Source organism: Streptomyces inusitatus, assembly GCF_014651115.1.
Classification (GTDB): domain Bacteria; phylum Actinomycetota; class Actinomycetes; order Streptomycetales; family Streptomycetaceae; genus Streptomyces; species Streptomyces amakusaensis.
Genome location: NZ_BMWG01000034.1, coordinates 15510 through 36679, shown reverse-complemented (window position 1 = coordinate 36679; position 21170 = coordinate 15510). Strand labels below are relative to the sequence as shown.

At 70.4% G+C, this 21170-nt stretch carries 16 protein-coding genes; 11 read left to right on the top strand and 5 right to left on the bottom strand.

The features are described 5' to 3' along the window. Positions 1 to 172: 172 nt before the first annotated feature. On the bottom strand, positions 173 to 601 hold the full coding sequence (locus tag IE247_RS32060; protein WP_190126875.1) for a DoxX family protein: 429 nt from the start codon (positions 599 to 601) through the stop codon (positions 173 to 175). 452 nt (positions 602 to 1053) lie between these two features. Between IE247_RS32060 and aroF the strand changes: the two genes are divergently transcribed. Next, complete coding sequence (aroF, locus tag IE247_RS32055; protein ID WP_190126874.1) at positions 1054 to 2109, top strand: 3-deoxy-7-phosphoheptulonate synthase; 1056 nt, start codon at positions 1054 to 1056, stop codon at positions 2107 to 2109. 479 nt (positions 2110 to 2588) lie between these two features. Next, positions 2589 to 3497 carry a ParB/RepB/Spo0J family partition protein gene (locus IE247_RS32050; protein WP_229869498.1) on the top strand — a complete coding sequence of 303 codons (909 nt, stop codon included), beginning with the start codon at positions 2589 to 2591 and terminating at the stop codon, positions 3495 to 3497. 142 nt (positions 3498 to 3639) lie between these two features. On the opposite strand, the gene IE247_RS32045 is transcribed toward IE247_RS32050, so the two are convergent. Both IE247_RS32045 and hppD read right to left on the bottom strand, forming a co-directional pair. Next, a complete protein-coding gene (locus tag IE247_RS32045) occupies positions 3640 to 4785 on the bottom strand; it encodes an alpha-hydroxy acid oxidase (protein WP_190126872.1) in 1146 nt (381 codons plus the stop codon). After that, a complete protein-coding gene (gene hppD, locus IE247_RS32040) occupies positions 4769 to 5866 on the bottom strand; it encodes a 4-hydroxyphenylpyruvate dioxygenase (RefSeq protein WP_190126871.1) in 1098 nt (365 codons plus the stop codon). The genes IE247_RS32045 and hppD overlap by 17 nt, the downstream gene beginning before the upstream one ends. A 216-nt stretch (positions 5867 to 6082) precedes the next feature. Between hppD and IE247_RS32035 the strand changes: the two genes are divergently transcribed. The 7 genes from IE247_RS32035 (at position 6083) to IE247_RS32005 (ending at position 16339) form a co-directional block, all read left to right on the top strand. Next, positions 6083 to 7225, top strand: a complete 1143-nt coding sequence (locus tag IE247_RS32035) for a prephenate dehydrogenase (protein WP_373305639.1) — start codon at positions 6083 to 6085, stop codon at positions 7223 to 7225. Between the two features lie 329 nt (positions 7226 to 7554). Continuing rightward, on the top strand, positions 7555 to 10443 hold the full coding sequence (locus tag IE247_RS32030) for a helix-turn-helix transcriptional regulator (RefSeq protein ID WP_190126869.1): 2889 nt from the start codon (positions 7555 to 7557) through the stop codon (positions 10441 to 10443). A 157-nt stretch (positions 10444 to 10600) separates the two neighbouring features. Beyond that, entirely contained in the window at positions 10601 to 12079 is a 1479-nt protein-coding gene (locus IE247_RS32025) for an aminotransferase-like domain-containing protein (RefSeq protein ID WP_373305637.1), read from the top strand. Between the two features lie 267 nt (positions 12080 to 12346). Next, positions 12347 to 13393, top strand: coding sequence for a 3,5-dihydroxyphenylacetyl-CoA synthase DpgA (gene dpgA, locus IE247_RS32020; RefSeq protein WP_373305638.1), 1047 nt, complete (start codon positions 12347 to 12349; stop codon positions 13391 to 13393). Positions 13394 to 13413: 20 nt separating this feature from the next. Then, positions 13414 to 14067 carry an enoyl-CoA-hydratase DpgB gene (gene dpgB / locus IE247_RS32015; protein ID WP_229869497.1) on the top strand — a complete coding sequence of 218 codons (654 nt, stop codon included), beginning with the start codon at positions 13414 to 13416 and terminating at the stop codon, positions 14065 to 14067. Then, positions 14064 to 15371, top strand: coding sequence for a (3,5-dihydroxyphenyl)acetyl-CoA 1,2-dioxygenase DpgC (gene dpgC / locus IE247_RS32010; RefSeq protein WP_190126867.1), 1308 nt, complete (start codon positions 14064 to 14066; stop codon positions 15369 to 15371). The genes dpgB and dpgC overlap by 4 nt, the downstream gene beginning before the upstream one ends. Before the next feature lie 170 nt (positions 15372 to 15541). Beyond that, the gene (locus IE247_RS32005) at positions 15542 to 16339 is read left to right on the top strand and encodes an alpha/beta fold hydrolase (protein ID WP_190126866.1); all 798 of its coding nucleotides are present in this window, start codon (positions 15542 to 15544) and stop codon (positions 16337 to 16339) included. Here IE247_RS32005 and IE247_RS32000 read toward each other — a convergent pair. Further along, positions 16317 to 17555: a sensor histidine kinase gene (locus IE247_RS32000; RefSeq protein WP_229869496.1), complete on the bottom strand. Its 1239-nt coding sequence runs from the start codon at positions 17553 to 17555 to the stop codon at positions 16317 to 16319. The genes IE247_RS32005 and IE247_RS32000 overlap by 23 nt on opposite strands. Before the next feature lie 68 nt (positions 17556 to 17623). Further along, positions 17624 to 18277 (bottom strand): response regulator transcription factor, encoded by a 654-nt coding sequence (locus tag IE247_RS31995; RefSeq protein WP_190126864.1) that lies wholly within the window; start codon positions 18275 to 18277, stop codon positions 17624 to 17626. 391 nt (positions 18278 to 18668) lie between these two features. On the opposite strand from IE247_RS31995, the gene IE247_RS31990 reads away from it, so the two are divergent. Together IE247_RS31990 and IE247_RS31985 are read left to right on the top strand one after the other, a co-directional pair. Continuing rightward, positions 18669 to 18893 carry an MbtH family protein gene (locus IE247_RS31990; protein ID WP_190126863.1) on the top strand — a complete coding sequence of 75 codons (225 nt, stop codon included), beginning with the start codon at positions 18669 to 18671 and terminating at the stop codon, positions 18891 to 18893. A gap of 99 nt (positions 18894 to 18992) precedes the next feature. Further along, positions 18993 to 21050 (top strand): ABC transporter ATP-binding protein, encoded by a 2058-nt coding sequence (locus tag IE247_RS31985; RefSeq protein ID WP_229869495.1) that lies wholly within the window; start codon positions 18993 to 18995, stop codon positions 21048 to 21050. Positions 21051 to 21170: the final 120 nt, after the last annotated feature.

Genomic DNA, 21170 nt, shown 5'->3' with positions numbered 1-21170 from the left:
CAACCTTTTGCCATGAACGGGTCAGGAACCGTTCGTATGGTCGTTCAGCGGGCACCGGGGGACAAGAGGGCCTCGCTCAGCCGTGCGGCCCATGTGGCTCATGTGTTTCGTCGCGGCCCACGGCCCACGGCTCACGGCTCACGGCGCGCGCCCCGGCCGGTGGGCCGTGCGGTCAGACCAGGACGAGGGCGGCCGCGGCGATGTATACGATCTGCTGCGCGGTGCGCGGACCGATGGCTTCTCCCATCGCCGTCTTCCGCCGGGCCGCGGAGATGTTCGCCGGGAACATGGCGATCATGAGCAGGATGAGCCCGGCCGCCGCCCATCGGGCCGTCGCGGGGATCAGCAGCCCCACCGCGCCCGCCAGTTCGAGAACCCCGGTGAGGGTCACCAGCAGACCGGGCCGGGGCAGCGAGGGCGGAACCATGTCGATGATCTCCGCCCGGAGTCTGGGAGCGAAGTGGGCCACCCCGGTGAGCACGAACATCAGCGCCAGCCCCACGCGCAGCGCCGGCTGCCAGGCGTCGAGCGCCTCCACCCCGGCGAGCCCGGCCAGTCTGGCCCCCAGGAAACCGATGACGAGGGCGATCAAGGGCTCCACGCGGACCTCCCGGGTCATCGCCGGTCCGCCCCCGCCGGCCGAGGGGGAACAGCTCACCCCCACTCCACCATCCGCCCCCGGGTCCGCGGCCGCGGCGCGTGGCGACGCCTCGGCCGGGCGGGTGAGCACCCCACCCGCCCGGCCGAAGCGCGCGCGGCCCGGGGCCCGGGTCCGGCGGGGAGTTTGTTCTCTCCCCGTTCAATCTCATGGCCGGGGCTCCTCCGAAAGGCCTTTCCAGGAAGGGGGAGCGGCTTCCGGGAAATAGAGATTTCCGCAGCCTAAAGTGCCCGGACCGCCTTTGCCCATGGGGAGTCGGACACGGCACGGCATCGGTCGACTCCGTCGACCGGGCGCTCTTAGGATGCGGAAAATACGAGTGGTCGAGATATCTGATCACCGAATGCGACGGCCGCCGTTCCCGGCGGGCCCGGGCGTCCGAGTGAGGAGAGTTCATGGTTGTGGTGATGGCTCCCGAGGCGACTCAGGAGGAAATCGACGCCGTTGTGGCGCTGGTCCGGTCGGCCGGCGGAGATGCTTTTGTCAGCCGGGGGGTTTCACGGACGATTGTCGGTCTGGTCGGCGATGTGGATGATTTTGAAGCCTTGAACCTCGGCAGCCGCGGCGGGGTGCTCCAGGTGATGCGGGTCTCCGCACCGTACAAACTGGTCAGTCGTCAGCACCACCCGGCCCGGTCGGTGATCCGGGTCGGCGGGGTGCCCATCGGACCGGACACGCTGAGTGTGATCGCCGGGCCCTGCGCGGTCGAGACGCCGGAGCAGACCCTTGAGGCGGTACGGATGGCGAAGCGGGCCGGGGCCTGTCTGCTCCGCGGCGGTGCGTTCAAGCCGCGCACCTCGCCGTACTCCTACCAGGGGCTCGGCGAGAGAGGGCTGAGGATCCTCGCCGAGGTGCGCCAGGAGACCGGACTGCCGGTCGTCACCGAGGTCATCGATCCGGGCAGCGTGGACATGGTCGCCTCCTACGCCGACATGCTCCAGATCGGCGCCCGGAACATGCAGAACTTCGCGCTGCTCCAGGCGGTCGGCCGGGCGGGCAGACCGGTGCTGCTCAAGCGGGGTTTCAGCGCCACGATCGAGGAGTGGCTGAGCGCCGCCGAGTACATCGCGCAGCGCGGCAATCTCGACATCGTGCTGTGCGAGCGGGGGATCCGCACCTTCGAGACCGCGACCCGCAACACCCTCGACATCAGCGCGGTCCCCGTCGTCCAGCGGCTGTCGCACCTGCCGGTGATCGTGGACCCCTCGCACTCCGGGGGCCGGCGCGATCTGGTGGTCCCGCTCACCCGGGCGGCGATCGCGGCCGGGGCCGACGGGGTCATCATCGACATCCACCCCGAGCCCAAGACCGCGCTGTGCGACGGCGATCAGGCGCTGGTCGAGTCCGACGTCCGCGAGATCGCCGACGCGGTGACCATCCTGTCGCCCCTGATGGGACGCACGCTCACCATGCCCGTACGCGCCGGAGCACTTCCGGCCCGAGCGGCGTGAGCCCGTATTCGGGGTAAAAGGTGGGGCCATTGTTACGGGGGGTGTCCCATGTGCACCATGAGGACACCCCCCTAGGGGTTAGGGGGGCATAAGGGTCGACAGATGGGACTTACGCAGGGGTTACAACCCTCAAAGGACGAATGTTAATTTCTTTCTCATCTGGCAGAAGTCCGGTCAACCGAACGGATGTTCTGCTCGAAAACGTCCAGGGGGGTTCGAAGGAATTGGCAGCGAGCTGGTTTCTGCCCATCGATCCACAGTGCCACAGACGCTACGGGGGCTACCGCGACGATCCGGAAATGAACCCGGGTCGCACAAGTGCCCGCCGCCTCGTCACGAGTGCGTGAGGTGGCTTGATGGCACCCGAAGAAGTGAGCATCGAACAGCTGCCCGTAGACGAAGTAGAGCTGAGTTCTCTGAAGTCGGCGGGGTCACCCAGGCTTTCCGGGGAGAATGCCGAACACGTACACATTCTGGCGGTGACACAGAGCCCGCTGCCGCCCATCGTCGTGCACCGGGCGACGAGAAGGGTCATCGACGGCTTCCACCGTCTGAAGGCGGCCAGACTGCGCGGCGCCGAGACGATCGAGGTCCGGTTCTTCGACGGGGACGAGGCCGAGGCGTTCGTCCTCGCGGTCAGGCTCAATGTCGCCCACGGCCTGCCGCTGGCCCTGGTCGACCGCAAGCGCGCCGCCGAGCGCATCATCGCCACCCATCCCCAGTGGTCCGACCGGAGGGTGGCCTCGGTCACCGGAATCTCCCCGGGCACCGTCGGCGACATCCGCAAGCGGACCGTACGGCCGGAGCCCGAGGCCCGGCGTGTCGGCCAGGACGGCCGGGTCCGCCCACTTGACGGCAGCGCCGGCCGAATGCTCGCGGGCGAGCTGCTCACGGCCAACCCGGAACTGTCGCTGCGTCAGGTCGCCCGCGCGGCCGGCATCTCTCCCGAGACGGCACGCGATGTCCGCAATCGGCTGCGCAACGGCGACGAGCTGGTGCCGAGGCAGCGCCGCAGGAGGACGCCCGTCGTCCTGAGGGTGGCCGAGGACGAGGAGATCGCCGCGGACGACTCCTTCGGCGGGCGCGGCGAACTGACCGGCCGGCCGTCGTCCCACCGGTCCGCCCGGCCGCGTACGGACATCGCCCCCGACCGCGCCGTACTGGTGAAACGGCTCAAGGCAGACCCGGCCCTGCGTTTCACCGAGACGGGGCGCAATCTGCTGCGCCTGCTGGCCCTGCACTCGCTCCGGAACGAGGAATGGGACGCGATCATCAACAATGTCCCACCGCACTGCAGCGACATCGTCGCCGATCTCGCCCGGCAGTTCGCCGACCTCTGGTCGGAATTCGCCGTAAGGATCAAAGACGATGTGGCGCAGATAGGCTGAGCGTCCACCCGGGGTGTCCGAGCGTGGAAAGCGAACGGTTGGACACGGGGAAGGACTTCCTCGCCGCGCCCTGAACCCCTCACACCGCGAAGGGCCCTTCCGCCGTCACGGCGGGAGGGCCCTTCGCCGTCCGCGCCGGGCGTCAGACGGCCCCGCCCGCGACGGGGGCGCGTCTCGCGGGCGCGTCGCCGCGCACCGTGCGCAGCCGGGCCGCGGCGGTGACGCCGTCGCAGCCCGCGAGCCCGAGGGCGTCCTCGATCTCCTCGGCCAGCAGCTCCAGGACCCGGGCGGCACCGGACTCGCCGGCCGCCGCCAGCCCCCACAGCACGGGCCTGCCCACCAGGACGCCCGACGCGCCCAGCGCGAGCGCCCGCAGCACGTCGACACCGCTGCGGATGCCGCTGTCGAGGAGGACCTCGCACCGCCCGTCGAGAGCCCGGACCACCTCCGGCAGCGCGTCCGCGCTGGGGATCGCGCCGTCGAGCTGTCTGCCCCCGTGATTGGAGACCACGACGGCGTCCACGCCCGTCTCGGCCGCCCGCAGCGCGTCCTGAGGGGTCAGCACCCCCTTCAGCGCCAGCGGAAGCCTCGTCCGCGCGCGCAGCGCCGCCACCGAGGACCAGGTCAGCGCCGAGGAGAACGCCTGACGGGTGTGGGCGGCCACCGCCGAGCCGCGGGCGGGAGGCTCATGGGCCGCGGGCCCCGTGTCGATATTGGCCGACCGCACATGGCCGGGCAGCCCGAACCGGTTGCGCACGTCCCGCAGCCGCCGCCCCATCCAGGGCACGTCCACCGTGAGCACGATCGCCGAGCAGCCGGCGTCCTCCGCCCGGCGGACCAGCTCCAGCGCCCGGTCCGGCTCCCGCAGCCAGTACAGCTGGAACCAGACCGTGCCGCCGACCGCCGCGATCTCCTCGACGGGAACGCTGCTCAGCGTGCTCACCGTGAACGGCACCCCCGCCGCCTTCGCCGCGCGCGCGGTGGCGAGTTCGCCCTCCGGGTGCACCAGCCGGTGGTACGCGATCGGGGCCACCGCCAGCGGCAGCGCGGCCGGGCCGCCCAGCAGCCTGGCCCGGGTGGACACCCGCGACACGTCCCTGAGCACCCGGGGGAGCAGGAAGAGCCGGTCCAGCGCCGCCCGGTTGGCGTCCAGCGTGGTCTCCGAGCCGCTGCCGCCGGCGATGAAGTCCCAGACCTCACGGGGCAGGACGGCCGCCGCGGCACGCTCGACGTCGGCCAGGCAGAGCGCGGGCCCGGCCCCGGGGGGCGGATCAGCGTTGACCTCCACGCTGCCCCGTCCTCTCCAGCTCCACGGCCTCGTACAGCGCCTTGATGTTCGAGCTGCCGAAGGTCTCCGCCCCCTGCCGTTCGATGACCTCGAAGAAGAGGGTGTGCCTCGGATGCGTCGAGGCGGTGAAGATCTGGAACAGCAGCCCTCCGTGGTCCTCGTCCGCCAGCACATTCGTCGCCCGCAGATCCGCGAGCCGCTCGCCCAGGTCGATGCGCTCCCCGAGCAGCTCGTAGTAGGCGGCGGGAGTGGTCAGAAAGCCCACGCCCCGCCGGCCCAGGGCGCGCACCGAGCGGACCGCGTCCGGCGAGGAGAAGGCCAGATGCTGGACGCCGGAACCCTGATGGCCCTTGAGGAACTCGTCTATCTGCCCCGCATCCGCCGTCGGATCGGGCTGGATCAGGGTCAGCGTCACATCCCCGGAGAGCGACTGGACGACCTTGGAATCCATCGCCTGCCGGCCCACCGCGATGTGCTCCTCGAAGATATTCAGAAACCCGAGGGCGTCTCGGTAGTAGTCGACGGTCGAATCCAGATCGCCGATGTTCAGGCACACCGCGACATGGTCGATCTCGACCAGGCCGACATCGTCGGCGCGGTCGCCGTCCGCCCGCAGCGCCGGGACGAAACCCGCGGGCAGCCCCGGCTTCTCCCCGGGCTCGCGCTGTACGAGGGTGTGCACCACATCGCCGAAACCCTCGATCACCGCGGTGACGGACGCGCCGGGACCCGCGTGCCGGGCGGGCCCCCGCCGCGCCCGCGCGCCCCCGGCCACCGCGGCGGCGAACGCCGCCTCCACATCGCCGGTGCGCAGCGCGATGTCGGCGACCCCGTCGCCGTGCGCCGACACATAGGACGAGGCGGGATGATGGTCCGAGGTCGCCTGGGTGAGGACCAGGGTGATCCGTCCGTGCCGCAGCGCGATGCTGCGGTGGTCGGCCGAGCCGGCCGTGCCGACCACGGTGAAGGCATAGCGGTCGACCCAGTCGAAAGCCGCCGACTCCAGATGGTCGACATATATCTCGACGTAGTCGATAGAGAGATCTCCGAGTGGACCGATGGCTTTTGATGAATCCCGCACGAGTGTCCCCCAACCGGGAAAGAACCGAGTTTCTGGAACTGTAGAACGCCGGTCTTCCGTCTGGCCAATGGACAGTTACCGCATTGACCGCACATGCGGGCCGGACGGTTAGACGGACGGTTAGACAGCCGGATGGACGCGCGCGGTTAGACGGATAAATGTCTTCTGTTGAGTTCATCAATGGGCGATGCTTTTCGAACGGGGTGAAGACTGGTGATCCGCGCCATTGCCGTCATCGGCACGGGCTTGATCGGCACGTCCGTCGCACTCGCGGCGAGCCGCCGGGGAGTGACCGTTTTCCTGTCCGACCGGGACCCCCTGGCCGCCCGGACCGCCGCCGCCCTGGGGGCGGGGCGGACCCGGCCGCCGGCCGTGCCGGTCGATCTGGCGGTCCTCGCCGTGCCTCCCAGCAAGGTGGGCGCGGTCCTCGCCGAGCAGCAGGCGCGCGGACTCGCGCACTGCTACACCGATGTGGCGAGCGTGAAGGTCCTGCCGGAGCGCACGGCGCTCAGCCTGGCCCCCGATCCGTCGAGCTATGTCGGCGGACACCCCATGGCCGGCCGGGAGCGGTCGGGCCCGCTCGCCGCCCGGGCGGAGCTGTTCGAGGGACGGCCCTGGGCCCTCACCCCCTCCCCGCTCACCTCGCCGACCGCGCTGCGCCGGGCGCGTGAACTGGCGGTGCTGTGCGGTGCGGTGCCGGTGGTCACCCAGAGCGCGTCCCATGACGAGGCCGTCGCGCTGACCTCGCACGTTCCCCATCTTCTCGCCAGTCTGATGGCGGCGCGGCTGTCCGGCGGCCCGGCCGGGGCGACCCGGTTCGCGGGTCAGGGGCTGCGCGACGTCACCCGGATCGCGGCCGGGGACCCGGGACTCTGGGGAGACATCCTCCAGGCGAACGCGCCCGCCGTGGCCGGTGTGGTCAGGGAGGTGCACGCGGATCTCTCCCGGCTGGTCGCCGCGCTGGACGTGCTCTCCGGGCCCGACGCGGGGCAGCGGGCCGGGGCCATGCGGACCATGGTGGACCTGCTCGACCGGGGCGTCGCCGGTCTCGCCGGGATCCGGCCCGGCGGCCCGGGCGGCCCGGCCGGGTGCTCCCGGGTGCGGGTGGCCGTGGCGGATCGCGCGGGGGAGCTGCCGAGGCTGCTCTCCGGGGCGGTACGGGCCGGGGCCGACGCCGAGCGGGTGACCGTCGAGGACGCCGGGCCGGGCCGGCTGTCGGTCCGGTTCGGCGTCGCGCCGTGTCTCGCCGGCCGGCTGACGGCGGCCCTGGTGGCCGAGGGCTGGGACGCTCGGGGGGAAAACAGCGTGTATGCCGAAGCCTACGAAGAAGGCCCGGTACGTCCGGCTGTCCGTACCTGAGCAGTCGGCTGGCTGATTCTCTATTCCCGCGCTGACGCATTTCGCCTAATCTCACCCGCACATGAATTCGAGCGATGTCCCAAAATCGTCCGTGCGCTCCCCTGCGAGTGGCTGGAAAGGGCCCACGTCGGCCGGTTCGGCTCGGTATGCTGTTTTGAGGTGTGTTTCTGTTCGGGTGGCCTCCAGACCCTGCATCCCCCACACGCTAAAACGCCGCAGGTCAGGTGCGGTTCCTTTGGGAATCGCACCGAAGGACGGTCCACATGGCAAACATGCGCGGCCAGGACATACAAAGCTGGACAGAGCACACAGAACGTACGGGGGGATCCGTGAAGTTCAGTGAAAGAGACGAGGAACTGCGACTGCTCGTCCGGTTGTACGCGGGCACCGCTCAGGGCAGGGGCGCCGTCGTCTTCACGAACGGGCCCGTCGGCTGCGGGAAGACCGCCCTGCTCCAGGCCTTCGCCGGCCGGGTGAAGGAAGAGGGCGGCCTGTTCCTGTCGCTGACCGCGGCCACCAGCGAACGGCTCCACCTCTACGGCCTCATCGACCAGCTGGTGAACGCCATACGAGCCGCCGGAATGACCGCGGACCCGCTCGCCGCCGAAGAGATCGGCGTCACCGTCTCCGCGGGCGACCACCCCAGAACGCCCAGGATCCCGCTGGGCCTCCTCCAGCGCGTCAGCCGCACCATCTGCGAACTCGCCGAACGGGGGCCGCTCGTCCTCGGCGTCGACGACGTCCACTTCGCCGACGAACCCTCGCTCCAGTGCCTGCGCTATCTCATCCGGCGGATCGATTCCTCCGCCGTCCTCATCATCATGAACGAGAGTTCCTGCCACGAGAGGGAACTCGCCGCCCTCCACGCCGAGACACTCCATCTGCCCTACTGCCACCGCGTCCGGCTGGCCCCCCTGACCCTCAGCGGCACCGCCGACCAGCTCACCCGGCGACTGGGCGCCGTACGCTCCCCCCGCTCCGCCGAGGCCTGGTCCGACATCAGCGGAGGCAATCCGCTCCTCCTCAACGCCCTCGTCGAGGACCATCTGATCGAGGACCAGCTCGCCGCCGACGGCGCGCCGGCCCGGGTCAACCCCGAACCGGGGGAGTCCTTCCGCCACGCCTTCCTGCGCTGCCTCCACCGCGGCGAACCCTCGATGCTCGCCGCGGCCCGCGCGCTGGCCGTCCTCGGGGACTCCGCGTCCCCCTCCCTGGTCGGCGACTTCCTCGGCGTCGACGCCACCTCCGTACGCCGCTGCCTCGCCGATCTCAACGCGGCCGGACTCCTGCTCGACCTCCGGTTCCGGCACGAGCGGGCACGCCAGGCCGTCCTCGACGGCATCACCCCCGACCGGCTGCCCCTTCTGCACGGCCGGGCCGCCGAACTCCTCCACGCCAGCGGCGCGTCCGCGCGGGCCGTCGCCGAACAGCTCATGGCCACCCATGACCCGGTCAAGGCGTCCTGGCGCGTCGGCATCCTCCGCGAGGCGGCCCGCGAGGCGATCCACCTGGGCGAGATCACCCAGTCCGTCGACTATCTGCGCCACGCGTCGGGGATCTGCGAGGACGCCGCGCAGGAAGCGGGCGTCGCCGCCGCGCTCGCCGACGCCCAATGGCTCGTCGACCCGGTGAAGGCCGCCCGCTATCTGCCCCGGCTCAGCCATCTCGTCACCACCGGGGCGCTCACCGGCGGCGAAGCCATGGTCCCCGTCAGACACCTCATGTGGCGCGGCGACTTCGCCCAGGCCGAGACACTCCTCGACATCGTCGAAAGCGAATCCGGCCAGACCGGGGCCGGGGGCGGTACCGGGGGCGGTACCGGGGGCGGCGGGCCGAAGCGGACAGCCGCCCCGGTCGATGTGAGGATCGGCCGGCTCTGGCTCTCCTTCGTCAACCCGGGCCTGGCCAAGGACACCAGAACCACGGCCGGCCCCGAGGGCCCCTCCGCGGCAACCCATCCGATCTCCCTCATGACCCTGCTGAACGTCACGGCGACCCTCGTCGGCGACGGCGAGGAATTCCAGGGGGCCGACCACGTCCTGCACCGCACCGACGCCGACAGCCCCCTCACCCCCGCGCTCTTCGCACTCCTCTTCCTGATCCAGACCAGCCGCCCCGAAGAGGCGGTGCGATGGTCCGACCGGCTGCTGCGAGAGCCGTGGATACGGCATGTGCCCATGCGCCGGGCGATGTTCGAGACCATCAGATCGGCCGCCGCGCTGCGCGGCGGGGACGCCGCGGCCGCGGGCGAGTCCGCGCGCACCGCCCTGGAACAGATCACCTCGGCCGCCTGGGGCGTCGCCGTCGGCCTCCCGCTGGCGCTCGCCATCCGCGCCGCCACCGAGCGGCGTGACTTCGACGCCGTGATGCCCTACCTCAACACCGCCGTCCCGCCGGTCATGTTCGACACCCCCTTCGCCCTGCCCTACCTCCAGGCGCTGGGCCGATACCACCTGGCCATGGGCCGCCCGCACACCGCGCTCACCAACTTCCAGTCCTGCGGCGAACTGATGAGGCAGTGGGGGGCCGACTCGCCCGAACTCGCCGACTGGCGCAAGGACGCCGTCGCCGCCCTCGTCGCCATGCGGCAGGCGGGCCGCGCCCGGACCCTGCTGGAGGAACAGATCTCCCTCCTCGGCGACGGGCGCAGCCGCCACCGGGGCATCGCCCTGCGCCGCCTCGCGGCGATCAGCGCGGCCCCCGACCGGCAGTCGCTGCTCACCGAGGCCATCCGGATCCTCGCCGACTGCGGCGACCAGTTCGAGCTCCGCCGCGCGCAGAGCGATCTGGCGGCCGCGACCGTGCCCGACCGCCCGGGCGCCGCCCGCGAGGGGCTCGACGCCCGCACCGCCGGGAAGTTCCCCGCGCCCGGCCGGCGCAGATTCGACTTCGCCCACGACATCCCCCCGGCGGAGAACCCCGGCCGCACCAGACCCCCGGCCCCGTACAGCGTGCGGAACGCCGGCGGCGGCACCGACGACGAAAAGGCCGTGCCCCCGCAGCTCGCCGAACTGACCGACGCCGAACGGCGTGTCGGCTCCCTCGCCGCCGCCGGCTGCACCAATCGGGAGATCGCGATCCAGCTCTTCATTACGGTCAGCACGGTCGAGCAGCATCTCACCAAGATTTATCGCAAGTTAAAGGTCAGGAGCCGTTCCGGGCTGCCTGTGGAACTCCTCGCCTTCAACGACCTCCCATGCTTCCCGAATGGCGGATAAAAAGGAAACGCGTCCATGCGATGAAGCCCGACGGCTTCGGCGTGTCCAAGTGACCACTCCCGTCGGTTGGACGATGCTGGCGGTCCAGTAACACCCATGTGATCCTGACGGCCGGTAATCCATTCGCCGAAATTCCTTGATTGCCTGGGGGAAATCCATGGCCGGACGCAGCCTCGACGACTATGCGCGCCCGGCGCGGGAAGGTCTGGACGCTGTGCCGGCGGAATTCCTCGCCCCGGAAGAACAAGGCCGGGAGGAGAACCGCGAAATCCCCGGCCGGGCCCTCCGGCGGCCGGCGGCCGGGGAGCCCGCCGCCGCCCCCGCCGGCCCGCCCGGCGATCTGCGCAGGAGCGAACTGCACGGCAGCGTCTCCGACCCCGTGCTCGACACGATGAACTTCCTCAACGAGGTCACCCAGCGCTACCCCGACGCGATCTCCTTCGCCCCCGGCCGCCCCTACGACGGCTTCTTCGACACCGAGGAGATCATCACCCACGTCCGCACCTACCTCGCCCACCTCGCCGAACAGGGCGGCTCGCCCCGGGCCATCCGCACCGCCATGTACCAGTACGGCCCCACCGCCGGCCAGATCCGCGAGATCATCGCCGACTCGCTCCGCGAGGACGAGAACATCGACGTACCGCCGGAGTCCATCGTGGTCACCGTCGGCGCGCAGGAGGCGATGCTGCTGGTGCTCCGCGCCCTCATCGCCGGACCCGACGACGTCCTCCTCGTCTCCAGCCCCTGCTATGTCGGAATCACCGGCGCGGCCCGCCTCCTCGACATCGAACTGACCGCCGTCGAAGCCCGCGAGGACGGCCCGGCCGCCGCCGACCTCGACGCGGCGATCCGGCGGGAGAAGGCACAAGGGCGACGCCCCCGCGCCTTCTACGTCGTACCCGACCACTCCAACCCCACGGGCACCACCATGAGCGCGCGGGCCCGCGCCGAGCTGCTGGAGACGGCCGCCCGCCACGACATCCTCATCCTGGAGGACAGCCCCTACCGGATGGTCAGCCCCGGCACCCGGCTGCCCACCCTCAAATCCCTGGACCACGCCCGCAGAGTGGTCCATCTCGGCTCCTTCTCCAAGACCATCTTCCCCGGCGCGCGCGTCGGCTTCGCCGTCGCCGACCAGGTGGTCGTCGACGACCGGGGCGGCACCGGCCTCCTCGCCGACGAACTCGCCAAGATCAAGAGCATGGTCACGGTGAACACCTCGTCCCTGAGCCAGGCAGCCGTCGCCGGGGCCCTCCTCGCCGCCCGGGGCCGGATCTCCGAACGCAACGCCGAAGCCGCCGCGTACTACGGCGACGCGCTGCGCACCACCCTGCGGCACCTGGAGCTGAGCCTGCCCCCGGAGCGGCGGACCGCCCTGGGCGTCCGCTGGAACGAGCCCACCGGCGGCTTCTTCCTCACCGTCCATGTGCCCTTCCCGGCCGACAGCGAGGCACTCACCCGCTCCGCCCAGGAATTCGGCGTCATCTGGACACCCATGTCCTATTTCTATCCACAGGGCGGCGGCGATCACACGCTGAGGCTCTCCACCAGCTATCTGACCCCTGAAGAGATCAAAGAGGGCACCGCGCGCCTCGCCCGCTTCATCGAGGCGCAGAGCGCGACGCCCCAGCCGTAGACCGGCCGCCGCATTCCCATCACCTCGTACGAGAAGGACGAAGAGAGTGACCGGCACAGGAAACACACAGCGAGCGCGGAGCAAACCGCGCATGTGGGGGTGGACGTTCCGTTGACCATCAGCATCGAGCAGCCGGCGATACCGGGTGCGGACACAGACGACAGCACCGGCAGCAGCGACCGCACCGAGAACACGGACGACACGGAGAATCAGCGGGCCCTCCGCACGGCGACGGCCACCGGACCGTACCTGCCGCTCGCGCCCAGGATCGTCGGAGTCGGCACCTCCGCGACCGCGACCTCCTACACCCAGCGGGAGGTCCTCGACGCCTTCCACATCGACGACCCGAAGATCCGAGGCGTCTTCCTCAACAGCGCCATCGACCGTCGCCACCTCACCCTGCCCGCCGAGGACGCCCACGGCGTCCGGCAGCCCGAACCGCAGGGCGACCTCCTCGACAAACACAAGGCGCTCGCCATCGAGATGGGCGCGGAAGCACTGCGCACCTGCCTCAAACGAGCCGGAGCCGAACTCTCCGACCTGCGCCATCTGTGCTGTGTCACCTCCACCGGCTTCCTCACCCCCGGCCTCAGCGCGCTGCTCATCCGGGAACTGGGCATAGACCGGCACTGCAGCCGCTCCGACATCGTCGGCATGGGCTGCAACGCGGGCCTCAACGCCCTCGGCGTCGTGAGCGGCTGGGCCGCCGCCCACCCCGGTGAACTCGCCGTCGTACTCTGCTCGGAAGCCTGCTCCGCCGCCTACGCCATGGACTCCACCATGCGCACCGCGGTCGTCAACAGCCTCTTCGGCGACGGCTCCGGAGCGGTCGCCCTCATCGCCGGCGGCGAGGAGTCCCCCGCCGCCCAGGAGGGGCCCCGCGTCCTCAAATTCGCGAGCACCATCATCCCCGAGGCCGCCGACGCCATGCGCTACGACTGGGACAGGACCCAGGGCCGGTTCAGCTTCTTCCTCGACCCGCAGATCCCCTACGTCGTCGGAGCGCACGCCGAACTCACCGTCGACCGGCTGCTGGCGGGAACGGGACTGCGCCGCAGCGACATCAAGCACTGGCTGGTCCACTCCGGCGGCAAGAAGGTCATCGACGCGGTCATCGTCAACCTCGGACTCACCCGCCACGACCTGCGCCACACCGTCGGCGTACTGCGCGACTACGGCAATGTGTCGAGCGGCTCCTTCCTCTTCTCGTACGAAAGGCTCCTCGACGAACAAGTCACCGCACCCGGCGACCACGGCGTCCTCATGACGATGGGACCGGGATCCACGATCGAAACGGCGCTGGTCCGATGGTGACCACGGGGGAGACAGCGAACATGTTCACACTCAAGATCGACGGATCCGCTCCGTTGACGGCCGAGTCGGTCAAGGCCCTCGCGGCCCTCTGCGACCAGGCCGAGGACCACACGGGCCCGGCGGCCGTCACCCTGCACGTCGAAGGCACGCCCACCGAGGGCTGGACCACCGGCCTGAGCGTGGCCGCGGTCACCAAGTGGGAGCGCACCCTGCGCCGGCTGGAACGGCTGCCCACCCCCACCGTCGCCGTCGCCTCCGGGGACTGCGGAGGCACCGCGCTCGACGCCTTCCTGGCGACCGACTTCCGGATCGCCGCCACCGGCACCCGGCTGCTGCTCGTCTCCGACGGCGAGGCCACCTGGCCGGGCATGGCCGCCTACCGGCTCGTCCAGCAGGCCGGCGTCGCCGCGGTCCGCCGCGCCCTCCTCCTCGGCCGGCCGATACCCGCCGCCGAGGCCGCGGCCCTGGGCATCGCCGACGAGGTGACCGACGACCCGGCGAGCGCCCTCGCCGCCACCGTCCGCGCCGTCGCCGGGCTGCCCGGCAAAGAGCTCGCCATCCGCCGCCAGCTCCTCTTCGACGCCACGACGACCAGCTTCGAGGACGCCATCGGCCCCCATCTCGCCGCCTGCGACCGAGCCCTGCGCCGCGTCTCCGCCGAGGCGGCCCTATGACGACGACCCTGCCCGAACACTCGGCCGCCCCGGCGCTGTGGCCGAACCTCACCGAAGCCGTCCGGCACGCCGACGACCTGGTGGCCGCACTGCCCGGGCCCGGCGACCGCACCCTCGAACAGCGCGCCGTGGCCGCCGCCGCCAAGGACGCCGCCCGCGCCCTGCGCGTCCGCTATCTCGACGCCCACGCCGACGCCGTGTACGACCGGCTCACCGGGGGACGCACCGTCCCCCTGCGGCTGGACGAACTCGTCGCGGCCGCCGCCACCGCCTTCCCCGGCCTGCTGCCCTCCGCCGAACGGCTCGCCGAGGAGCGCCGCAGAACCCAGGCCGACAAAGAGGGCCACGAGATCGACCAGGGCATCTTCCTCAGAGCCGTGCTGAGATCGCCCACCGCGGGCCCGCACCTCATCGACTCCATGCTCCGGCCCACCCCGCGCGCGCTGCGCCTGCTGCCCGAGTTCACCCGTACCGGCTCCGTCGAGCTGGAAGCCGTACGGATCGAACGCCACGACGGCGTCGCCCGGCTCACCATGTGCCGCGACGACTGCCTCAACGCCGAGGACGACCAGCAGGTCGACGACATGGAGACCGCCGTCGACCTGGCGCTCCTCGATCCGGCGGTCCGTGTCGCACTCCTGCGCGGCGGAGAGATGAGCCACCCCCGCCACCGGGGCAAACGCGTCTTCAGCGCCGGCATCAACCTCAAGAACCTCAGCTCCGGCGACATCTCCCTGGTGGACTTCCTGCTCCGCCGCGAACTCGGCTACATCCACAAAATCGTCCGGGGCGTACGCGTCGACGACCCGGGCCGCTGGCACTCTCCGCACATCGAGAAACCCTGGGTCGCCGCCGTCGACGGCTTCGCCATCGGCGGCGGCGCGCAACTCCTCCTGGTCTTCGACCATGTCATCGCCGCCGCCGACTCCTATCTCAGCCTCCCGGCGGCGAAGGAGGGAATCATCCCCGGAGTCTCCAACTTCCGTCTCAGCCGCTTCACCGGCCCCCGCGCGTCCCGGCAGATCATCCTCCAGGGACGCAGGATCCGGGCCGCCGAACCGGACGCGCGACTCCTGGTCGACGAGGTCGCCGAACCCCACGACATGGACGACGCGATCGAACGCGCCCTTCACCGCCTCGACGGCGAAGCGGTCGTCACCAACCGGCGCATGCTCAACCTCGCGGAGGAACCCGCCGACGCCTTCCGCGCCTACCTCGCCGAATTCGCCCTCCAGCAAGCCCTGCGGATCTACGGCGAGGACGTCATCCACAAAGTCGGCCACTTCGGAGCGACCACCCCCTGAGCGGCAGCCGGACCGGCCGCCGACCACACCGGCCGGGCCCGCCGCCACCCCACAGGGCGACGGTCCCGGCCCTCCGGTGTCCAAGCGCCGGTACCGGACGGTTGGACGAAGAGGCGAGACCCGGAGCGGGACGAAGAGCGAGAACGAAGAGAGACAAGGACAACACACCGATGCCGATCGCACGCATCAACGGGATCAACCTCAGCTACGACACCTACGGCTCCGGCCAACCCGTCGTCATGGTCACCGGAACCGGCGCCCCCGGACGCGTCTGGCGCACCCACCAGGTCCCCGCCCTGCGCAGAGCGGGCTACCAGGCCATCACCGTCGACAACCGCGGCATCCCGCCGACCGACGTCCCCCGAAGCTTCACCCTCGCCGACATGGTCGCCGACATCGCCGCCCTCATCGAACACCTGGGCAAGGGTCCCTGCCGCGTCGTCGGCACCTCCATGGGCGGAATCATCGTCCAGGAACTCCTGCTCGCCCGGCCCGAACTCGTCCACCAGGCCGTGCTGATCGCCACCAGCGGACGCACCGACGCCCTCCTCGCCGGCATGTCCGCGGGCGACATCGAACTCGCCGACAGCGGAGTCAAGATCCCACCCCGCTACGCCGCCTACATCCACGCCCTCCAGAACCTCTCCCCCCAGACCCTCAACGACGAGGCCAAACTCCAGGACTGGCTGGCCGTCCTCGAAATGTCCCCCGTCGACATCTCATCGGCCCGCGGCCAGCTCGGCCTGAACGTCATCCCCAACCGGCTCCCCGCCTACCGGCGCATCGACCGCCCCTGTCTCGTCATCGCCTTCAGCGACGACCTCGTCGTACGACCCCACCTCTCCCGCGAGGTCGCCGACAGCATCCCCGGCGCGCGCTACACCGAGATATCCGGCTGCGGCCACTACGGCTACCTGGAGAAGCCCACCGCCGTGAACACCGCCATCACCGACTTCTTCGCCCGCTGACCCCGCTGACCCCGCTGACTCCACTGACTCCACCGACCCGCTCCGGATCGGACCGCACCACAACCGGCCGATCACCCGTCGCCGGAAACGACACCACAATCGTCAGCCCGCCCTCCGGCCGCGCCCGCGTGGTCACCGTCGCATCATGCGCCTGAGCGATCGCCTGCACGATCGACAGACCGAGACCGAGCCCCTCCGTACGCGCCACCCGCGTCGCGTCCAGCCGCTGAAAAGGCTGGAACAGCCGGCCGATCTCGTCCGACGGGACCACCGGACCGGTATTCGTCACCGTCAGCGTCGCCCGGCCGCCCACCGTCCCCGTCGTCACATCCACCCGGCCGCCCCGCGTGTTGTGCCGCAGCGCGTTGTCCACCAGATTTGTCACCAGCCGCTCCGCCAGATTCCGATGCCCCGCCGCGACCGCCGGCGCGATCGACGGCAGAAACACCACCGTCCGATGGAGCGCGTCCGCCTCCCGGGAATCGATCACCTCACGCGTCAGCCGCGCCAGATCGAACGGCTCCCGCACATCGATACCGCCCTGACTCCGCGCCAGCGTCAGCAGCGCCTCGATCAGCCGCTCCTGCTGCGTGCCCGTCACCAGGATCCGTTCGTGCGCCGCCCGCAGCGACTCCACCGTCGCATCCGGATCCGCCAGGGCCACCTGCCCCAGAGCCCGCTGTCTCGCCAGCGGCGTACGCAACTCGTGCGACGCGTTCGCCACGAACCGCCGCTGCGCCTCGAACGACGTCTCCAGCCGGCTCAGCAGACTGTCGAAGGTGTCGCCCAGCTCCTTCAGCTCGTCCCCGGGCCCGTCGAGCGCCAGCCGCTGATGCAGACTCGTCGCCGAGATCGCCTGCGCCGCCGCCGTGATCGTCCGCAGCGGACGCAGTATCCGGCCCGCCACGATCCAGCCCAGCGCGATCGAGACCACCAGCATGATGGCGAGCGCGATCCCCGACTGGGTCAGCAGCTCGTTCATCAGATTGTCCTTGCTGTCCACCGGACTCGGCTGCGGGGTCACCTGCCCCGGCTGCCGCGTCGGCGCGGGCTCCGTCAGCCCCGGCAGCGGCTGCAACGGATCGTCACTCGGCCCCAGCTTGTCCCGCCAGCTGTCCTTCACACTGTTGTTGACGAGAATGAGCATGATCGCCAAGAGCGCCGCCCCGGAGACCAGGAACAACCCCCCGTACAGCAGCGTCAGCCGCAGCCGCACACTGCGCCGCGAGCCTCCCGACCGGAACGCGCGGCCGGAGAGACGGTCCGTCACAGACATGGGCATCCTCAGATCCGGTATCCGCGCTTGGCCACGGTCTCGATGACCGGGGGATCCCCCAGCTTGGCCCGCAATCTGCTCACAGTGATCTTCACCGCGCTGGTGAACGGGTCCGCCGCCTCGTCCCACACCCGCTCCAACAGCTCCTCCGCGGACACCGCCCGCCCCTTGGACGCCAGCAGCAGCTCCAGCACCCCGAACTCCTTGGGCGCCAGATCCAGCGGACGACCGCCCCGGCTCGCCCTGCGCCGCGCCGTGTCCACCATCAGATCCCCGTGGCGCACCACCGGAGGCACCAGCGGATGCGCCCGGCGCGCCAGCGCGCCGATCCGGGCGATCAGCACCGGGAAGTCGAACGGCTTCGCCAGATAGTCATCGGCCCCCAGGCTCAGCCCGTCGACCAGATCCTCCGCCGTCGCCGCCGCCGTCAGCATCAGCACCCGGCTGCGACACCCGGAGGCGATCAGCTCCGCGCACACCTCGTCGCCGTGCATCCCCGGTAAATCCCGGTCCAGGACGATGACGTCGTAGTCGGTGAAAAGGGCGTGCTCCAACCCCTCCTCACCGTCGAACGTCACATCCACCGTCATCTGCGCCCGACGCAGACCGACGGCCACCGTCTGCGCCATCTCCTCGTCGTCCTCCACCACGAGCACCCGCACCTGAACCCCCTCGATTCCCAGTACCTCGGACCACCGGCCGACGCGGTGGGTCCACTTCCGAAAACGGCCGCACACCCGGCTGCGGCGACCGCCCGGTCAGAGCACTACCACACCGCCGCGCCGGACACGAACACCTTGACAAGTACCCCCAGGATCCCCCGCTCACGGTTTCCGCAGGGTTTCGTCCGGCCCCTGTCCCCGACGGCCCCCGCCCACCCCGGGCGACCACCCGCCGGCCATTCCCGCGAATTAATCCGAGAAATCTGTCAACCACTGTCCAAGTGTCAGAAATTCATGGTTGGACACTAACGAAGATGACCGACGTTGCCCGCCCACACCCACCCCGCTAACGTGAAGCTCGTTCCACCAACGACAATTGATGGGAGTGGTTATGGCCAACCCGTTCGACGATGAAAACGGCACCTTCCTCGTCCTGGTGAACGAGGAAAACCAGCATTCGCTCTGGCCGGCCTTCGCCGACGTTCCCGCCGGCTGGAAGGTCACCTTCGGCGAGGACACCCGCAAGGCCTGCCTCTCGTACATCAACGAGACCTGGACCGACATGCGCCCGAAGAGCCTCATCGACGAGATGAACAAGGCCCGGGCGAACGGCTAGCGAAGCCCTCCCTACATCGAAAACGAAACAGAGGAGGCAGCAGTGGCGCTAATCGGCGGCCCAGGGCCGATGATGGGCGGCCCCGGGCCGGACGGACCCATGTCCAAACGACAGGTCACCCCCGGCACGACCAAGCGAATTCTTCCGTACGCCCGGCCCTACCGGCTCAGCATCGCTTTTCTCCTGGGCATCGCCGCACTCAACGCGGCCATCACGGTCGCGACACCGGTGCTGTTCAAGTACCTCATTGACAACGGTATCGCCGTACGCAATACCGAAGTCGTCGTCTGGATCGCCATAGCCGTCGCCGGTCTCGCACTGGCACACTCATTCGTCGGGTTCGCCGAGGCATGGCTGTCAGGACGAGTCGGCGAAGGGCTCATCTACGATCTGCGCACCAAAGTCTTCGACCACGTCCAGCGACAACCGCTCGCCTTCTTCACCCGCGCCCAGACCGGCGCCCTGGTCAGCCGGCTCAACAATGACGTCATCGGCGCACAGCAGGCGATCACCGCCCTGCTCTCCACCGTCGTCTCCGCCGGTCTGACCGTCCTGTTCGTGCTGATCGCCATGTTCTATCTGTCCTGGACCGTCTCCCTCGTCTCCCTGGTACTGCTGCCGCTCTTCGTCCTGCCCGGCAGGGTCGTCGGCCGCCGCCTCCAGCGCGTGATGAGACAGCACATGGGAGTCAACGCCGAAATCGGCTCCCTGATGAACGAGCGCTTCAATGTCACCGGAGCACTCCTCGCCAAGCTCTACGGCCGGCCCGACAACGAGACCGGCCTCTTCGCACGCATGGCAGGCCGCGGCCGCGACCTCGGAGTCCAGACCTCGGTCTATATGAAGATGCTCCCCATCTCCATGCTGCTCCTCGGCTCCCTGGCCCTCGCCACCGTGTACGGACTGGGCGGCGCCCTCGTCATCCGTGACGCCTTCCAGATCGGTACCCTCGTCGCACTGGCCACCCTGGTCACCCGGCTGCTGACACCGGTCAACCAGCTCTCCAGCGCACAGGCCGACGTCATGTCCGCGCTCGTCAGCTTCGACCGTCTCTTCGAGGTGCTCGACCTCAAACCGCTCATCGCGGAGAAGCCCGGAGCCGTACCCCTGCCGGCCATCGGCGCGGACAACGGCACCGCTCCCGCCGTCGAGTTCAGCGCAGTATCGTTCCGCTACCCGAAGGCCGCCGACGTATCGCTCGCCTCCCTCGAATCCATCGCCCTGCCCACGCAGGAGCGCACCGGAACCGAGTGGACCCTGCGCGACCTCAGCTTCACTGTCCCGGCCGGGAAGCTCACCGCCCTCGTCGGCCCCTCCGGCGCGGGCAAGACCACCATCACCCAGCTCGTGCCCCGGCTGTACGACGCGGTCGAGGGAACCGTCAGCATCGGCGGCCACGACGTCCGCGACCTCACCCTGGAATCGCTGCGCACCTCCATCGGCATGGTCACCCAGGACGCGCACCTCTTCCACACCACCATCCGGGGAAACCTCGTCTACGCGAAGCCCGAGGCCACGGAGCAGGAGCTGATGGAGGCGTGCAGGGCGGCGCAGATCTGGCAGCTGATCGAATCGCTCCCCGACGGCCTCGACACCGTCGTCGGCGACCGCGGATACCGGCTCTCCGGCGGTGAGAAGCAGCGCATCGCGATGGCGCGACTGCTGCTCAAGGCACCGCCGATCGTGGTCCTGGACGAGGCCACGGCGCATCTCGACTCGGAGTCCGAGGCCGCCCTCCAGCGCGCGCTCAAGACCGCGCTCGCCGGGCGGACCTCACTGGTGATCGCTCACCGGCTCTCCACCATCCGCGAGGCGGATCAGATACTCGTCATCGACCGGGGGCGGGTCCAGGAGCGCGGTACGCACGACGAGCTGCTGGCACAGGACGGGCTGTACGCGGAACTCCACCGCACCCAGTTCGCCGGCCAGGGCACCCCGTCGGCCAACGGCGACGCACCGGCACCGCACCGGATCCCCGAGCACGTCGGCCCCCATGGCGCCTTCCCCGGCGGTCCGCCGCCGGGCCCGTACGCCGGCGGCCCGCCGCCCCCCGGCCCCTACCCGGGCATGCCGGGCCCCGGCTTCCACCCCGGAGGCCCCGGCCCCGGTCACGGCCCTGGCCCCGGAGCCTTCCCGGGCGGCCCGCCCCCGGGCTGAGCCACACCGAACACGGACGGGCCGACGGGCCGACCGGACCCCTCCGGCCGGCCGGTCGGCCCATGAACCAGCGGCGGGCGCGAGCCCGCAGCGCAGAGGGACATCCGCCATCGAGCCAGT

What these genes read in the sequence shown, in the direction of transcription:
- IE247_RS31990 (WP_190126863.1), top strand. Translation starts at nt 18,669, where the DNA reads ATGGCCAACCCGTTCGACGATGAAAACGGCACCTTCCTCGTCCTGGTG.
- dpgC (WP_190126867.1), top strand. Translation starts at nt 14,064, where the DNA reads ATGACGACGACCCTGCCCGAACACTCGGCCGCCCCGGCGCTGTGGCCG.
- IE247_RS32025 (WP_373305637.1), top strand. Translation starts at nt 10,601, where the DNA reads ATGGCCGGACGCAGCCTCGACGACTATGCGCGCCCGGCGCGGGAAGGT.
- IE247_RS31985 (WP_229869495.1), top strand. Translation starts at nt 18,993, where the DNA reads ATGTCCAAACGACAGGTCACCCCCGGCACGACCAAGCGAATTCTTCCG.
- dpgB (WP_229869497.1), top strand. Translation starts at nt 13,414, where the DNA reads ATGTTCACACTCAAGATCGACGGATCCGCTCCGTTGACGGCCGAGTCG.
- IE247_RS32005 (WP_190126866.1), top strand. Translation starts at nt 15,542, where the DNA reads ATGCCGATCGCACGCATCAACGGGATCAACCTCAGCTACGACACCTAC.
- aroF (WP_190126874.1), top strand. Translation starts at nt 1,054, where the DNA reads ATGGTTGTGGTGATGGCTCCCGAGGCGACTCAGGAGGAAATCGACGCC.